Origin of the sequence: Nonomuraea antri (genome assembly GCF_013283785.1) — a bacterium.
GTDB lineage: Bacteria > Actinomycetota > Actinomycetes > Streptosporangiales > Streptosporangiaceae > Nonomuraea > Nonomuraea antri.
Genome location: NZ_JABCPZ010000023.1, coordinates 44731 through 59420 on the forward strand (window position 1 = coordinate 44731; position 14690 = coordinate 59420).

At 72.3% G+C, this 14690-nt stretch carries 11 protein-coding genes; 5 read left to right on the forward strand and 6 right to left on the reverse strand.

Going from position 1 to position 14690, the window contains the following annotated elements:
• The first annotated feature begins 34 nt into the window (after positions 1-34).
• Positions 35-2515, forward strand: a complete 2481-nt coding sequence (locus HII36_RS10785; protein WP_173522970.1) for a beta propeller repeat protein — start codon at positions 35-37, stop codon at positions 2513-2515.
• Between the two features lie 70 nt (positions 2516-2585).
• Here the strand turns inward: HII36_RS10785 and HII36_RS10790 are convergent, their stop codons facing one another.
• The 4 genes from HII36_RS10790 to fbaA all read right to left on the reverse strand — a co-directional run bounded on the left by HII36_RS10790 (position 2586) and on the right by fbaA (position 7889).
• Positions 2586-4832, reverse strand: a complete 2247-nt coding sequence (locus tag HII36_RS10790) for a protein kinase domain-containing protein (protein WP_173522971.1) — start codon at positions 4830-4832, stop codon at positions 2586-2588.
• A 182-nt stretch (positions 4833-5014) separates the two neighbouring features.
• On the reverse strand, positions 5015-6298 hold the full coding sequence (locus HII36_RS10795) for an adenylosuccinate synthase (protein ID WP_173522972.1): 1284 nt from the start codon (positions 6296-6298) through the stop codon (positions 5015-5017).
• A 99-nt stretch (positions 6299-6397) separates the two neighbouring features.
• Positions 6398-6808: a DUF3151 domain-containing protein gene (locus HII36_RS10800; protein ID WP_217369377.1), complete on the reverse strand. Its 411-nt coding sequence runs from the start codon at positions 6806-6808 to the stop codon at positions 6398-6400.
• A gap of 58 nt (positions 6809-6866) precedes the next feature.
• On the reverse strand, positions 6867-7889 hold the full coding sequence (gene fbaA / locus HII36_RS10805; RefSeq protein WP_173522974.1) for a class II fructose-bisphosphate aldolase: 1023 nt from the start codon (positions 7887-7889) through the stop codon (positions 6867-6869).
• Between the two features lie 125 nt (positions 7890-8014).
• Between fbaA and HII36_RS10810 the strand changes: the two genes are divergently transcribed.
• Positions 8015-8737, forward strand: a complete 723-nt coding sequence (locus HII36_RS10810) for a DedA family protein (RefSeq protein ID WP_173522975.1) — start codon at positions 8015-8017, stop codon at positions 8735-8737.
• A gap of 75 nt (positions 8738-8812) precedes the next feature.
• The gene (locus tag HII36_RS10815) at positions 8813-9214 is read left to right on the forward strand and encodes a hypothetical protein (protein ID WP_173522976.1); all 402 of its coding nucleotides are present in this window, start codon (positions 8813-8815) and stop codon (positions 9212-9214) included.
• 5 nt (positions 9215-9219) lie between these two features.
• On the opposite strand, the gene pyrE is transcribed toward HII36_RS10815, so the two are convergent.
• Complete coding sequence (pyrE, locus tag HII36_RS10820; protein ID WP_173522977.1) at positions 9220-9753, reverse strand: orotate phosphoribosyltransferase; 534 nt, start codon at positions 9751-9753, stop codon at positions 9220-9222.
• A 152-nt stretch (positions 9754-9905) separates the two neighbouring features.
• On the opposite strand from pyrE, the gene HII36_RS10825 reads away from it, so the two are divergent.
• Entirely contained in the window at positions 9906-12335 is a 2430-nt protein-coding gene (locus HII36_RS10825; protein WP_173522978.1) for a sigma-70 family RNA polymerase sigma factor, read from the forward strand.
• Between the two features lie 186 nt (positions 12336-12521).
• Complete coding sequence (locus HII36_RS10830) at positions 12522-13835, forward strand: NYN domain-containing protein (protein WP_173522992.1); 1314 nt, start codon at positions 12522-12524, stop codon at positions 13833-13835.
• Between the two features lie 223 nt (positions 13836-14058).
• On the opposite strand, the gene HII36_RS10835 is transcribed toward HII36_RS10830, so the two are convergent.
• Entirely contained in the window at positions 14059-14688 is a 630-nt protein-coding gene (locus HII36_RS10835; protein ID WP_173522979.1) for a response regulator, read from the reverse strand.
• Between the last annotated feature and the right edge of the window lie 2 nt (positions 14689-14690).

The window sequence follows — 14690 nt, forward strand, 5'->3', positions numbered from 1 at the left end:
CTGGCCGGGGGAGAATACCAAAGGGAGAGACGCAGTGACCGGAGGTGGCTGGAAGGGCGGGGCGGTCGAGCCGGATGGGCCGTCCGGTCAACACGAGCGCATTTCCCAGCCCTCGCTGCCGCCGACCACGGAGTTGACCGATCCCGGGCCCGTTTCCGGCTCCGGCCGCCTTTGGGCGGCCACCGACCCGGTGCGCGCGGCCGAGCGCAAGAGGTTCCGCTCGCTGCTGATCGGCGGGGTGTCGGCGGTCGTCGCGGTGCTCGTGGCGGGCGGCGTGCTGGTGGCCACGCGGAACAGCGGCGAGACGCCGGCCGCGGAACTGGCCGGCAACCTGTTCGCGGCCGGCCCTGCGGGCAGCCCCGACGGACGTCAGCGCGAGCTCAACGGGGTGGCCGCGCTGGGCGGCACGGTGGTGATCGCGGGCGGCGAGGACGTCGACTCCGGCTACCGCACCGAGTTCTTCGCCTCCAAGGACGCCGGACGGACCTTCGCCCAGGCCCCGGTGCGCACCGCCAAGGGCGAGCCGCCCGCGGCCGGCGAGGTGCCCAGGCATCTCGCCGCGGGCCCGGGCGCCTGGGTGGCGCTCGGCGAGCGGATGGACCGGGGCGCGTCGGGGTCGCCGCCGGGAGTGCGGCAGGCGTCCCGCGGCACGGTGGTCTGGACGAGCGCCGACGGCGCCTCCTGGACCCGCCAGCCCGACGCCACCGCCGGGCTCGCGTTCGGCCCCCGCGACCGGGTCGCCGACGTCGCCTGGACCGGCGACGGCTTCACCGCCGTGGGCCGGACCTCGGAGAAGGGCGACTTCACCGACGCCGCCCCCGTGGTGTGGCTCTCGCGCGACGGCCGCAGCTGGGAGCGGCGGGCCGGCTGGCGGCTGCACCCGCCCACCGGCGGCACCCTGGCGCTGACCGACGTGGCCGCCGTCAAGGACGCCATCGTGGTGCGCGGCGAGAGCTCGATCAAGCCGTACGACGTCACCTGGCGCTCCACCGACGCCGGCGACACCTGGCAGGCGTTCGCGGTGCCGGGCACGTCGGACGAGCCGGAACTGACCCTGGCCGCCACCGCGACGACCATCCTCGCGGTACGCGGGGAGTCCGGCCACGCCGTCACCTACACCTCCCCCGACGGCATGCGCTGGACCACCGCGGCGAAGATCGAGGCGGCCGGCTACCGCGGTCTGCTGCGGCTGACCGCCACCGCCGAGGCCGCGGTGGCCGCGGTCGAGACCGACGCCGGGGTGCGGCTGCTGCGCAGCGCCGACGGCCGCTCCTGGCAGCCCGTGGGCGCGAATCCGATCAGCGCCCAGGTCCGCGACACCGCCTCCGTCTCGGGCCACACGGTCGCCGTCGGCGCCGACACCGCGGCCGGCGGCTCCGGCGCACTGCTCGCGGTACGCGACAAGTCCGGCAAGGACGTGCCCAGCGGCGTGCCCAACCCCACCGGCAGCGGCCGGGTGGTCGACGCCCTCGGCACCGCCGGAGAACGCGTGGTCGCCGTCGGCGGCGCCGACGGCGACGCGGCCGTCTGGTCCTCGGCCGACGGCGCGGACTGGCGGCGCGCGGCCGACCGGCACAACGCCCTGGCCGGGCCGGGCCGCCAACGGCTCACCGACGTCACGCCCGGCATCGCCGGCTGGCTGGCCGTCGGCTTCAGCGGCCAGTCGCCGGCCCGCCCGCTGGTCGTCACCTCGGCCGACGGCGAGAGCTGGCAGCCGGCCGCCGCCCAGGCGCTGCCCCCCACCGGCTCGACCCCGCCGATCCCCCGAGGAGTCGCCGCCAACCCGGACGGCTACGTGATCGTGGGCGAGGACGGCTTCGGCGCGGGCACCTGGTGGTCACCCGACCTCAAGACCTGGGAACGCGGCATCCCGGCGGGCAAGGACAACCTGGCCGGCACGGAGACGACCAAACGCTGGATGAACGCCGTCACCAGCGGCCTGTTCGGCTACGTGGCCGCGGGCGGCGTGACCGACCCGAACGCCTACGGCGGCGTCTACGTGCGCCGTCCGACCGTGTGGATCTCGCCGGACGGCCGCAAGTGGTCGCTGCTGCGGCTGCCGATCCCGGCCGGGGTGAACGAGGGCTGGTTGTCCCACATCGCCTCGACCGACGACCTCGTGGTCACCGCGGGCACCGCCGTGACCGGCAACGGGGTGGGCACGGCCGCGTTCGGTTACGCCTCGCACGACGGCGGACGGAGCTGGCAGCAGATCACGCTGCCGGTGGCGGCGGGAGAGCAGTCGAGCGTCACCGCCGTGGCCGCGACCCCGCGCGGGTTCGTGGTGGCGGGCACCGTGGGCAGGCCGGGCGACGTGGTCGTCTGGACCTCGGCCGACGGCCGCATCTGGAAGGCCGCGCAGCCGTCGGGCACCGGGCTGTCCGGCCCGGGCGACCAGCGGCTGACCGCGTTCACCACGGTGGACGGCGACCTCGTGGGCGTCGGCTCGACCGCGACGGGCCAGGGCGACGAGCCGATCGTGTGGCGCCGCCCGCTGTCCTCCGCCGCCCCGTGAACGCAGGGGAGCAGGGGCGGGATACCGGCGATCAGCGCAGCCCGACGCCCCAGAGCCGGAACACCGGCGATCAGCGCAGTCCGACGCTCCAGAGCCGGAAGGTGGCGTCTCCGGCCACCCCGGCCAGCGTCTTGCCGTCGCGGCTGAACGCCACCGAGTACACCCAGTCGCCAGGGCCGGCCAGCTCGCCGGTGCCGCGCCCGGTCGCCACCTCCCACAGCCGCGCCTTGCGGTCGTAGCCGCCGCTGGCCAGCGTCTTGCCGTCGGGGCTGAAGACGACCGAGACCGCCCACCCCCGGTGGCCGGCCAGCACGTGACGCTCCTTGCGCGCGGCCACGTCCCACAGCCGGATCGTGCGGTCCGCGCTCGCGGTCGCCAGGCTCTTGCCGTCGGGGCTGAAGGCCACCGACATGACCCAGTAACGGTGGCCGGACAGCGTGGCCACGGCCTCGCCCGTCTCCGGGTTCCACAGCCGCACGCTCCTGTCGTGGCCGGCGGTGGCGAGGGTCCTGCCGTCCGGGCTGAACGCGACGGAGTTCACCCAGTCGGTGTGGCCGCTGAGAATGGCCGTGCCGTTGCCGGTCGCGGCGTTCCACAGGCGCACGGTCTTGTCGTGGCTGGCCGTGGCGAGGGTCTTGCCGTCGGGGCTGAACGCCACCGAGCCGACCCACGCGGTGTGCCCGGCCAGCGTGCCCTTGCTCTCGCCGCCGGGCAGGCCCCACAGCCGGACGATCCCGTCGGCGCTGCCCGTGGCCAGGGTCTTGCCGTCGGGGCTGAAGGCGACCGCGTGCACGCCCTTGTCGTGGCCCTTGAGCGAGGCGGTGACGCGCTGCCCGGCCGCGTCCCACAGGCGCACGGCGCCGTCCGCGCCGCCGGTGGCGAACGTCTTGCCGTCGGGGCTGTAGGCCACCGCGTAGGCGGGCGACGGCGCGACGGTGCGGGTCACCTCGGGCTGGATCACCGGGAACACCGGGTACGGCGAGGCGGACGGCGTCACGGGCGCGGTACCCGTCGGCGCGAAGACGAAGAAGGCCCCGGCGGCCAGACCCCCGGCCACGACCACGCCGATCCCGGCGGCGAGCAGCCTACGCCGTGACCTGAGCCCGGCGGCGAGCAGCGTGCGCCGGGACCTGAGCCCGGCCGGCCCGCCTCGCGGCGGTTCCGCCACCGGAACAGGCCCGCCGCCCGGAGCGGCGGCGTGCGCGGGCCACGGTTCCGACGGCGCGGACGTGCCGGCTGCGGGCGTGCCGGATAACGGCGCCGACGCCGCCGCGCCTGGGGCGGCCCACACCCCGGCGCCGCCGGTCAGACTGCCCGTCGGCCCGCTGGTCGGGCTGCTCACCGGACCGCTCGGCAGGCTGCCGCCGCCCACGGGGCCGCTCGGCAGGCTGGTGGCCGACGGGCCGCCGGGCAGGCGGTCCGGGGAGACGGCGGTGCTCGCGGCCGGGGCGCCGCCGTCCGCCGTGAGCAGCGGCTCGCGCTCGGGCGTGTCCCTGGCCGGGTTCGGCACCCCGTGGCCGAGCAGCGTGAACAGCACGTCGGTCGCCGACGGACGGGCCTCGGGCCGCTTGTCCAGGCACGCGACCACCAGCGAGCTCATCGGCTCGGTCAGCCCGGTCAGCTCCGGCTCCTCGTAGAGGATCCGGTGGAAGATGGCCGGGATGCTGTCGTTGCCGAAGGGCGGCCGGCCGCTGGCCGCGTACGCCATGGTGGCGGCCCAGCTGAACATGTCGGAGGCGGCCGTGACCACGCCGGCGCTGAACTGCTCCGGCGCCATGAAGGCAGGCGTGCCGATGATGTCGCTGCCCTCGGCGACGGTGGAGTCGAGCGCGCGGGCCAGCCCGAAGTCGACCACCCGTGGCCCGTCGGGGCCGCAGACCACGTTGCTCGGCTTGAAGTCGCGGTGCACGATGCCGGCCTGGTGGATGGCCACCAGCGCGGTGACGGTGGCCACGGCCAGCCGCTCCAGCGCGTCGGGGTCGCGCACGCCCTGCTGGGAGATCAGCCGGCTCAGCGAGATGCCCTCGACGTACTGGCTGACCACGTACGGCTGGTCGCCGCTGGTGTCGGCGTCGAGCACGCGGGCCGTGCAGAACTGCCTGACCTGGCGGGTGGCGGAGATCTCGCGCAGGAACCGCTCGCGCGCCTCGGGCTCGGTGGACAGCCTGGCGTGCATCACCTTGATCGCCACGGCCTGGCCCTCCGGCGACTCGCCGAGGTACACCACGCCCTGGCCGCCCGCGCCCAGGTAGCCCGTCAGCCGGTAGCGGCCCACATGGCGGGGGTCGTGCGGCCGGAGCGGGCTGTGAGCGGGCACACGGACCTTCCCAACGGAGTTTCAGGCACGGTTTTCGGCACATGCGCACGCTTACGGCAAGCGCGGCGTTAAAAGCCTACTCGTATGGAACGCGCCGCAGCCGGAACCGTCACGGCACGTTTCGCCGTGAAAAGCCGGAGCGCGGCGACCACGCGGTCACCGCCCCCGAAAGATCAGCTCCCTCAGACCAGGGACCTGAGCACCACGGTCTGGTCGCGGCCCGGGCCGACGCCGATCGCGGAGATCGGCGCGCCGCTCATCTCCTCCAGCGTCCGCACGTACGCCTGCGCGTTGGGCGGCAGGTCGTCGAACGACTTGGCGTTCGTGATGTCCTCCTGCCAGCCGGGGAACTCCTCGTAGATCGGCTTGGCGTGGTGGAAGTCGGTCTGCGTCATCGGGATCTCGTCGTGACGCACGCCGTCGACCTCGTAGGCCACGCACACCGGGATGCGCTCCAGGCCGGACAGCACGTCGAGCTTGGTGAGGAAGATGTCGGTCAGGCCGTTGATGCGGGTGGCGTAGCGGGCGATCACCGCGTCGAACCAGCCGCAGCGGCGGTTGCGCCCGGTGGTGACGCCGTACTCGCCGCCGGTGGTGCGCAGCCACTCGCCCATCTCGTCCTCCAGCTCGGTGGGGAACGGGCCGGAGCCGACGCGCGTGGTGTACGCCTTCAGGATGCCGATCACCTTGGTCAGCCTGGTCGGCGGGATGCCGGAGCCGGCGCAGGCGCCGCCCGAGGTGGGCGAGGAGGAGGTGACGAACGGGTAGGTGCCGTGGTCGATGTCGAGCAGCGTGCCCTGGCCGCCTTCGAGCAGCACGAACTTGCCGTCGTCCAGGGCCTTGTTCAGCACCAGGGAGGTGTCGGCGATGTGCGGCTTGAGCCGCTCGGCGTAGCCGAGGTACTCCTCCAGCACGGCCTCGGGCTCGATGCCGCGCCGGTTGTACACCTTGGTCAGCACCTGGTTCTTCTCGGTCAGCGCGACCTCGATCTTCTTGGCCAGGATGCCGGGGTCGAGCAGGTCCTGGACCCGCACGCCCATGCGGTAGATCTTGTCGCCGTACGCCGGGCCGATGCCGCGCCCGGTGGTGCCGATCCTGGCCTTGCCCAGGTAGCGCTCGGTGACCTTGTCCAGCGCCTTGTGGTGCGGCATGATCAAATGCGCGTTGGCGGAGATCAGCAGCCGTTCGGCGGAGATGCCCCGGGCGGCGAGACCGTCGATCTCGCTGAGCAGCACTCCCGGGTCGATCACCACGCCGTTGCCGATCACCGGCACCACGTTCGGCGACAGGATGCCCGTGGGTAGCAGGTGCAGCGCGTATTTCTGGTCGCCGATGACCACGGTGTGGCCCGCGTTGTTGCCGCCCTGATAGCGGACGACGTAGTCGACGCGGTCTCCGAGCAGGTCGGTGGCCTTGCCCTTGCCCTCATCGCCCCACTGGGCACCAACGAGAACGGCAGCTGGCATTGGTTCAGTCTCCCCAGCACAAAACGAAACCCCTGGCGCAAGCGCGACAGGGGCTCTTGCGTAGAGAGACTACCCGAACGTGCCTATTCGTCCCAAGGGCTAGTTCTTCGTCAGCGCGTCGTAGCCCGCCTCGGTGCTGTCCTTGAGGAACTGCACGCACCGCTCGGCCTCGTCCTTCTCGCCGATCGCCTGAGCGGCCCTGGCGAGCGCGTAGAGACACCGCAGGAAGCCGCGGTTCGGCTCATGCTCCCAGGGGATGGGCCCGTGCCCCTTCCAGCCGCTGCGACGAAGCTGGTCGAGCCCGCGATGGTAGCCGGTGCGGGCGAACGCGTAGGAGGTGACGGCGTGCCCTTGGGCGAAATATTCCTCCGCGAGCGCGGCCCAGGCCGCTGGGAAGGCGGGGAAGCGGGCCGCGACGTCGGCGGCCTTGGCGCCGGATTCGAGCGCCTCCCTGCCCTCGGGCAGGTCCGGCAGGTAGGTCGGGGGCGGCCCGGCGAGAAGGTTATCCATAGGACAAGTCATACCCGCCGGGCCATGAAAGTGGCTAGGAGATCTTCATCCCACTCGGCTAGGAGATCTTGGTGCCCGCGGACTTCAGGTGCTGGCACGCCTCGGCCACCCGCGCGGCCATGCCGGCCTCGGCGCTCTTGCCGTACGAACGCGGGTCGTAGACCTTCTTGCTGCCGACCTCGCCGTCGACCTTCAGCACGCCGTCGTAGTTGCGGAACATGTGGTCGGCGATGGGCCGGGTGAAGGCGTACTGGGTGTCGGTGTCGACGTTCATCTTCACCACGCCGTACGAGATCGCCTCGTGGATCTCCTCCAGCAGCGAGCCGGAGCCGCCGTGGAAGACCAGGTCGAACGGCTTGTCCTGGCCGTACTTGGCGCCGACGGCCTCCTGGATGTCCTTGAGCACGCTCGGCCGGAGCTGGACGTGGCCCGGCTTGTACACGCCGTGCACGTTGCCGAACGTGGCGGCCAGCATGTAGCGGCCCTTCTCACCCAGGCCCACGGCCTCGGCGGTGTCCATCGCGTCGCCCACGGTCGTGTAGAGCTTCTCGTTCATCTCGCCGACGACGCCGTCCTCCTCGCCGCCGACCACGCCGATCTCCATCTCCATGATGATCCTGGCGCGGGCGCACTTGTCCAGGAGCTCCTTGGCGATCTCCAGGTTCTCCTCCAGCGGCACGGCAGAGCCGTCCCACATGTGCGACTGGAACAGCGGGTCGAGGCCCTTGGCCACCCGCTCGAGCGAGATGTCGATCAGCGGCCGCATGTAGCCGTCGAGCTTGTCCTTGGGGCAGTGGTCGGTGTGCAGCGCCACCGTCACCGGGTACTTGGCGGCGACCACCCTGGCGTACTCGGCCAGCGCGGTCGCGCCCGTCACCATGTCCTTCACCGTGGTGCCGGACAGGAACTCCGCGCCTCCGGTCGACACCTGCACGATGCCGTCGCTCTCCGCTTCGGCGAAACCGCGCAGGGCCGCGTTCAACGTCTGAGAGGAGGTGACGTTGATCGCCGGATAGGCGAATCCGCCGGCCTTGGCCCGGTTCAGCATTTCGGCGTAGACCTCTGGAGTTGCGATAGGCATGATTCATCTCCCTGAGAAGTACGGCTTCGCGCAGCCCAGTATCGCGTTGTCACTACCCCGGGTGGTAGTGACAACGCGCGCTTGATGGTCGCCTCGGAATTCCCTGTTACGGGTAGGCTCTCGGCGTGGACTGGCTCTGGAATCTCCTCGACCCGACGTGGTGGCTCACCCTCTTCGGTGCTTTCGCCACCTTCGGCGTCCTGGCCATCATCTTCGCCGAGACGGGTCTGCTGCTCGGCTTCTTCCTGCCGGGTGACTCCCTGCTGGTGGCGGCCGGTATCTTCAGCTCTGCCTCGGTGGCCGCGGGCATGGGGATCGAGCCGCTGTCCCTGCCCATCCTGTTGATCGGCACGCCGCTGTGCGCGATCGCCGGCGCGCAACTCGGGCATTTCCTGGGTTCGCGGTTCGGCAGGAAGATGTTCGACAAGCCCGACTCGCGGTTGTTCAAGCGCGAGCACGTGCTCAGGGCCGAGGAGTTCTTCGAGAAGTTCGGGCCGGCCAAGGCGGTCATCCTGGCCAGGTTCGTGCCGATCGTCCGCACGTTCATGAACCCCGTCGCCGGCGTGCTGGAGATGCCCGCCAAGCGGTTCTTCCTGTGGAACGTGGTCGGCGGCCTGGTCTGGGTCGAGGGCCTGATCCTGCTCGGTCACTTCCTGGGCAGCAAGGTCGACCCCAAGCAGATCGACAGGTACATCCTGCCGGGCGTCTTCCTCATCGTGTTCATCTCGCTGATCCCGATCATCGTCGAGTTCGTCAAGAGCCGCAGGGCCGCCAGGCGGCTCCCGCCGCCGAACGGCAAGCACCACCGGGTGCCGTCGGCCACCGACACCAGGGAACCGGGCTACTAGGGAACCGGGCTACCAGGGAAACCGGGGTTACCACCGGGTACAGTGCCCACTGTGGGACGCCACAGGTCAGATCCGATGGGCCTCGCCCGCCTCGCGCTCGCCGTGCTGGCGGCCGTGGCCGTAGTGTCGCTCCTGGTCGTGGGCGGGCGCGCGTTGCTGAGCTCACTCGACACGCCCGACCCGCCGCCCGAGCGGCTGCGTGTCTCCGCGGCCGCCTCGCCGTCCGCGAGCAAGGTGCCGACCGTGCGCATCGAGTGCGTCGCCGACACCTGCCCCCACGTCACCGTCCGGGTGCCGGGCGGTGACGTGCTGCAGCACCGCGAGATGAGCAAGGGCGAGGAGGTCAGGTACTTCAAGCCCGAACTGGACGTCGTGCTCAGCGACGCGGGCACCGTCCGGGTCGCGGTGAACGGCGAGCCCCGGCCGCAGGGCGAGAGCGGCGAACGCGAAGCCTTCACCGCCAAGAGCCCGAAGTAGGGTTGTTACAAGCCGAAGTCCGAGAGCGTGAAGGGGTGGCGGTAGGTCAGCCCCTCCTCGGCGATGCGCGGCGCCGCGCCCCGCTCGACGATGGTGGCGACGGCGACGACCTCGGCCCCCGCCTCGCGCAGCGCCTCCACCGCCGTCATCACCGAGCCGCCCGTCGTCGAGGTGTCCTCGACCGCGAGCACGCGACGCCCCTTCACGTCGGGCCCCTCGATGCGGCGCTGCAGCCCGTGCGTCTTCTGCGCCTTGCGCACCACGAACGCGTCAAGCCTGCGCCCCTGCGCGGCCGCGGCGTGCAGCATCGCCGCCGCGACGGGGTCGGCGCCGAGGGTCAGCCCGCCCACGGCGTCGTAGTCGAGGTCGGACGTCACGTCGAGCATCACCCGGCCGACCAGCGGGGCCGCCACGCTGTCGAGCGTGATGCGGCGCAGGTCGAGGTAGGCGTCGGCCTCCTGCCCGGAGGAGAGCGTGATCTTGCCGTGCACCACGGCCTTGTTCTGGATCTCGGCCAGCAGAATGTCGCGGTCAGTCATGCACCCAAGCTTAGGGTCCGGGCAGGCCACGGCCCCGCCGGGAGGTTCCGGCCGCGTGCGGTCACGCGGGGTAAAGAAGCCGCTTCGGTTTAGTCACGTCCCGGAATGCGCAATGATTACGCGGGGCAACCCCACGTAATCGCGAGGTCACTATGAGTGTGGAATCGCCGCAAAGCGACGCGGATCTGCTTCAGGCGGTCAGAGCAGGCGATGCGGCCGCCTACGGCCGGCTCTACGAACGTCACGTCACCGCGGCCCGCGCGCTGGCCAGGCGGCTCGTCACGGGCGAGGCCGAGGTCGACGACGTGGTGGCCGAGTCGTTCACGAAGATCCTCGACCTGGTCGGCAGGGGCGGCGGCCCGGAGTCGGGGTTTCGCACGTACCTGCTGACCGTGGTGCGGCGCACCGTCTACGACCGCTCGCGGGTGGAGAGCCGCCAGGTCACCACGGGGGAGATCGAGCTGTTCGACCCGGGGGTGCCGTTCGTCGATCCGGCGCTGGCCGGGCTGGAGAAGACGATGATCGCCCGGGCGTTCCTGTCGCTGCCCGAGCGGTGGCGGGCCGTGCTCTGGCACACCGAGGTGGAGAAGTGCAAGCCGGCCGAGGTGGCGCCGCTGCTCGGCCTGACGGCCAACGGGGTGGCGGCGCTCGGCTACCGGGCGCGCGAGGGGTTGCGTCAGGCGTACCTGCAGATGCATCTGGGCGCGCCGCCGCGGCACGCCTGCCGTCCGGTGCTCGGCAAGCTGGGCGCCTACGTCCGGGGCGGGCTGGCCAGGCGCGACTCGAAGAGCGTCGACGAGCACGTGAGCGGCTGCCCGGAATGCCACGCGGTGCTGCTCGAACTGACCGACGTCAACCGCGGCCTGCGCGTCGTGATCGGCCCGCTGATCGCCGGTCCCGCGCACGTCGCGTACGTGGCCGCGCTGGCCAAGGCGGCCGCGGCCGGCGGCGGCGCGGCCGGCCTGCTGCGCCTGGTCGGCCTGATCCGCAGGGTGCCCAGGCAGCAGCAGGCGGCCATGGCCGGCGGCGCGGTGACGGCGATGGCCGTGGCCGTCGCGTTCGCGCTGGTCTCCGGCGAGGAGCCGGTCAAGAAGCCGGCGCCGACGCCCGCACCGGTCGCCCAGCCGCCCGCGTCGGTCGCGCCGCCGCCCACCCCCAGGCGCGACGAACGGCCGCGCCTGGTCCCGCCACCGGCGCGCGAGGAACCCTCGCCCGACGGCGAGCCGCGGCTGCGGGCCAGCATCGCCGCGCTCGGCGCCCTGGTGCGCGACCAGCCCGGCATCGTCGGCATGCGGCTGCGCAACGACGGCGCGGGCCCGAGCGACGACCTGGAGGCGTTCGTCGACCTGCCGCCCGGCGTGCTGCTGATCCCGTCGGCGGCCCGGGGCGCCGCGACGGCCGCACTCGCCCCGGTCGGCAAGGTCGCCCCGGTCGGCACGGTCGGTAAGGCCGCCTCGGTCAGCACGGTCGGCAAGGCCGCCTCGGTCGGCAAGGTCGGCACGGTCGACGGCTGGTCCTGCCGGCCGAGCGGCACCGGCGCCAGGTGTGCCAGGGCGCCGCTCGGCGCGGGCACGTCCACCGCGGTGTTCCTGCGAGTGCTGGTGTCGGCGGGGGCGTCGGAGGGCGCGGCGCCGTCGGTGCGGATCAACGCGGGCTCGCTGCGGCTCCGGGCGCGCGCCGGCGCGGGCGTGGTGACGTCGGGCGCGGCGGCCAGGTTCGCCACCGACGGTCACGTGGCGGTCAGGGCGATCGGCGGCGCGCTGCTGAGCTGCGACGCGCGGAGCGCCGGCTGCGCGGAGACCCGGCGCCGCCGCGGCGACCAGCGCGACAACGACCTGTGGCCGATGACCAGGCTCGACCACGACACCAGCGCGGCCACGGCCTCCTCCAGCGCCGCCAGGCTGGAGTTGCCCGCCGACAACGAGGTCGTGTGGGCCGGGCTCTACTGGTCGGCCGGCGACGCGCCGCCGGGCCCGGTGCGGCTGCGTCCGCCGGGCCGCCGCGCGTACCTGATGATCCAGCCCGACCAGGTGCTCACCAGGGAGCTGCCGTCGGGGGGCGCGTACCAGGCGTTCGCCGACGTGTCGCGTCTGGTCGGCAAGTCGCGCAGGAGCGGGGTCTGGTGGGCCGCCGACGCCCCGTTGGACGAAGGGGTCTCCACGTACGCGGGCTGGAGCCTGGTGGTCATCGTGGCCGACCCCCGGCAGCCCTACAGCCAAGCAGTGGTGCTCGACACCGCCACCGTGATCGGTGGGCAGGAAGACAAAATACGTATTCCGCTGGGTGGGCTGAGTCCGGCCGCCGCGCCCGCTAGGGTCGAGTTGGTGACATGGGAAGGGGACGCCGATCTCAAGGGAGACAAGGTCTCTCTCGGGTCCGGTGCGCTCACGCCCCAAGGGGGCGATCGTGATCAAGCAAACGTTTTCGACGGCTCGTCAAACGGCGCGACGGAGATGACGTTCGGTGTTGACGTCGATACGGTCAGCGCCCAGCTCGGGCCGGCGCCCGGGCTGACGATCGCCACGGACAAGGACGTGGTCCTGTTCGGAGTCGCCGCCGTCAGCGTGCGTGCACGATCGTGACCAGGAACGGGACAAACTGGTACGGTCTGCCTAAATGGTCCGGCGTAGTGTCGGGCGAGGGGCGAATCGTCGGGATTCACCCTCGCGCGATCACCTGCTTTCATTACCCTGAGAGAGGGCCGCCGAGTCCGGTCTCTGACGGTGCAGAGCCAGCAAGGTCGGACCACCAGGAAAGGGGCGGTGTCAGTGGATCGCTGTGCGCTGTTCGTGGACGCTGGCTATCTGCTGGCTGACGGCGCGATGGCCGTGCATGGCACTCGTCATCGCGAGGCCGTCGCCTGGGACTACCCAGGCCTTCTCCAGCTGATGACCAATCTCTCGCGGGAGCGAACCGGCTTGCCGCTGTTGCGTTGCTACTGGTACGAGGCGACCGTCGAAGGCCGCCGCACCCCGGAGCACGACGCGCTCGCCGACATCCCCGGCCTGAAACTCAGGCTCTCCCGCATCCGCCCCGGCCGCCGCGAGGGCGTCGACGCCCAGGTGCACCGCGACCTGATGACGCTGGCGCGCAACAACGCCATCTGCGACGCGGTCGTGGTCAGCGGCGACGAGGACCTGGCCCAGGTCGTCTGCGACGCCCAAGACCTCGGCATCAGGGTGACCGTGATCCACATCGCCGCCGACGGCGGCTGGGCCGTCTCGCGCTCGCTCCGCCAGGAGGGCGACGACCTGGTCGAGCTGGGCGGCAACCACCTGCGCCCGTACGTCAGCCTGGTCACCGGCGCCACCGAGTCGTCCAACGGCCACCAGCCCATCAGCAACGGCCAGGCCACGCACTCCCTGCCGCCGGCCTCGTCTCCGTCGTCGCTGCAGTCGTCCCTGCCGTCGTCGTCGCTGCCGTCATCCCTGCCGTCGTCGTCCCTGCCGTCCTCGCTGCCGTCGTCGTCGTTGCCTTCTGCGTCGAGTGGCAGTCACGCCGCCGGGCCGTCCTCGGGGTCGCCGTCGGCGGGCGCGGGCTCGTCCGGGCACGGTCAGCCGTCGTCCAACGGGCCGTCGCCGAGCCGCGGCCAGTCGTCCACCACGCCGCCCGCGCTGCCCTCGTACTCCTCCTACCAGCAGGAACAGCCTTCGCAGCCCTCAGCGGCGCCGGTGACGGGGCCGATCCAGCAGTCGCCGCAGGCGCCCTCGGCGTCGCCGAGCACCGGGCAGTTCGCCACCCCGTCGAGCGGCGGCTACCAGCCCAGCCAGCTCGGCCCCTACACCGGGCCGCAGCCCGCGCCGGTCTCGCCGCCGCCCGCGGCAACCGCCGGCGCCACGACGCTGGCCGACGCGGTCAAGGCCGCCCACCGCGAGGGTCACGACTTCGGCGAGTCCGTGGCCCGCGACGCCCCGGCCCTGTGGCTGGAGGCCGTGCTCGCCCGCAAGCCGCGCATGCCCTCCGACCTGGAGGCCCGCCTGCTGCAGGGCTCGTCGCTGCCCATCGACTTCCTGCTGCACGACGAGGTGCGGCACGCGCTGCGCCGCGGCTTCTGGGACGCACTCGAACGCGCCCGCCACTGACCCTCGACCACCCGTTTCACGGGGTCGCCGACCCACGACCACTCGTTTCACCCGGGGTCGCCGACCCTCGACCACCCGTTTCGCCAGGTCGCCGGCCTTCGGCACTTGATGCACCCAGTTGGCCGGCCCCCGTACCCAACCTCTCGCCGCTGCGCGCCCAACCCGGGCGTGAACGGCCGGCCGCCCGGACGCGAGTGGCGCGTCCGGGCGGCGAGGCAGATGTTCAGGAGAGCGCGTCGAACCCGGCGCGCAGGTGGGTCACCCGATCGGTCAGATCCGCCAGCGGCACCGCCAGCGCCGGATCCTGGGACTTGCGAGCCAGTTCCCTGACCCTGGCCAACTCATCCTCCACCGCGGTCAGCCGCCGCGACAGCTCGGGCAGCACCGAGGCGTGATCGCCGGCCCCGGGCGGCAGCTCGCCGCTGAGCCGGTCGCGCAGCATGCCGGCCTGCTCGGCCAGCCGTTTGTTCATGTTGTACAGGTCGGTGAACACCGAGACCTTCGCCCGCAGCACCCACGGGTCGAACGGCTTGGTGAGGTAGTCGACCGCGCCGGCCGCGTAACCGCGGAAGGCGTAGTCGGGCGCGCTGTCGACCACGGTCAGGAAGATGATCGGGATGTTCCTGGTCCGCTCTCGCCGCTTGATGTGCGCGGCCGTCTCGAACCCGTCCATGCCCGGCATGCGCACGTCGAGCAGGATGAGCGCGAACTCGGTGTTGAGCAGCGCCTTGAGCGCCTCCTCCCCGGACCTGGCCCGCACCGGCACCAGGTCGAGTGAGCTGAGGATGGCCTCGAGAGCGATCAGGTTCTCCTCGCGGTCATCGACCAGGAGGATCTTGGCTCTGTCCGGCATCA

Bases quoted from the DNA above. Each gene is read 5' to 3' on its own strand.
- fbaA (WP_173522974.1), bottom strand. From the start codon at position 7,889: ATGCCTATCGCAACTCCAGAGGTCTACGCCGAAATGCTGAACCGGGCC.
- HII36_RS10835 (WP_173522979.1), bottom strand. From the start codon at position 14,688: ATGCCGGACAGAGCCAAGATCCTCCTGGTCGATGACCGCGAGGAGAAC.
- HII36_RS10815 (WP_173522976.1), top strand. From the start codon at position 8,813: ATGGGCCTCGCCCGCCTCGCGCTCGCCGTGCTGGCGGCCGTGGCCGTA.
- pyrE (WP_173522977.1), bottom strand. From the start codon at position 9,753: ATGACTGACCGCGACATTCTGCTGGCCGAGATCCAGAACAAGGCCGTG.
- HII36_RS10825 (WP_173522978.1), top strand. From the start codon at position 9,906: ATGAGTGTGGAATCGCCGCAAAGCGACGCGGATCTGCTTCAGGCGGTC.
- HII36_RS10795 (WP_173522972.1), bottom strand. From the start codon at position 6,298: ATGCCAGCTGCCGTTCTCGTTGGTGCCCAGTGGGGCGATGAGGGCAAG.
- HII36_RS10800 (WP_217369377.1), bottom strand. From the start codon at position 6,808: ATGGATAACCTTCTCGCCGGGCCGCCCCCGACCTACCTGCCGGACCTG.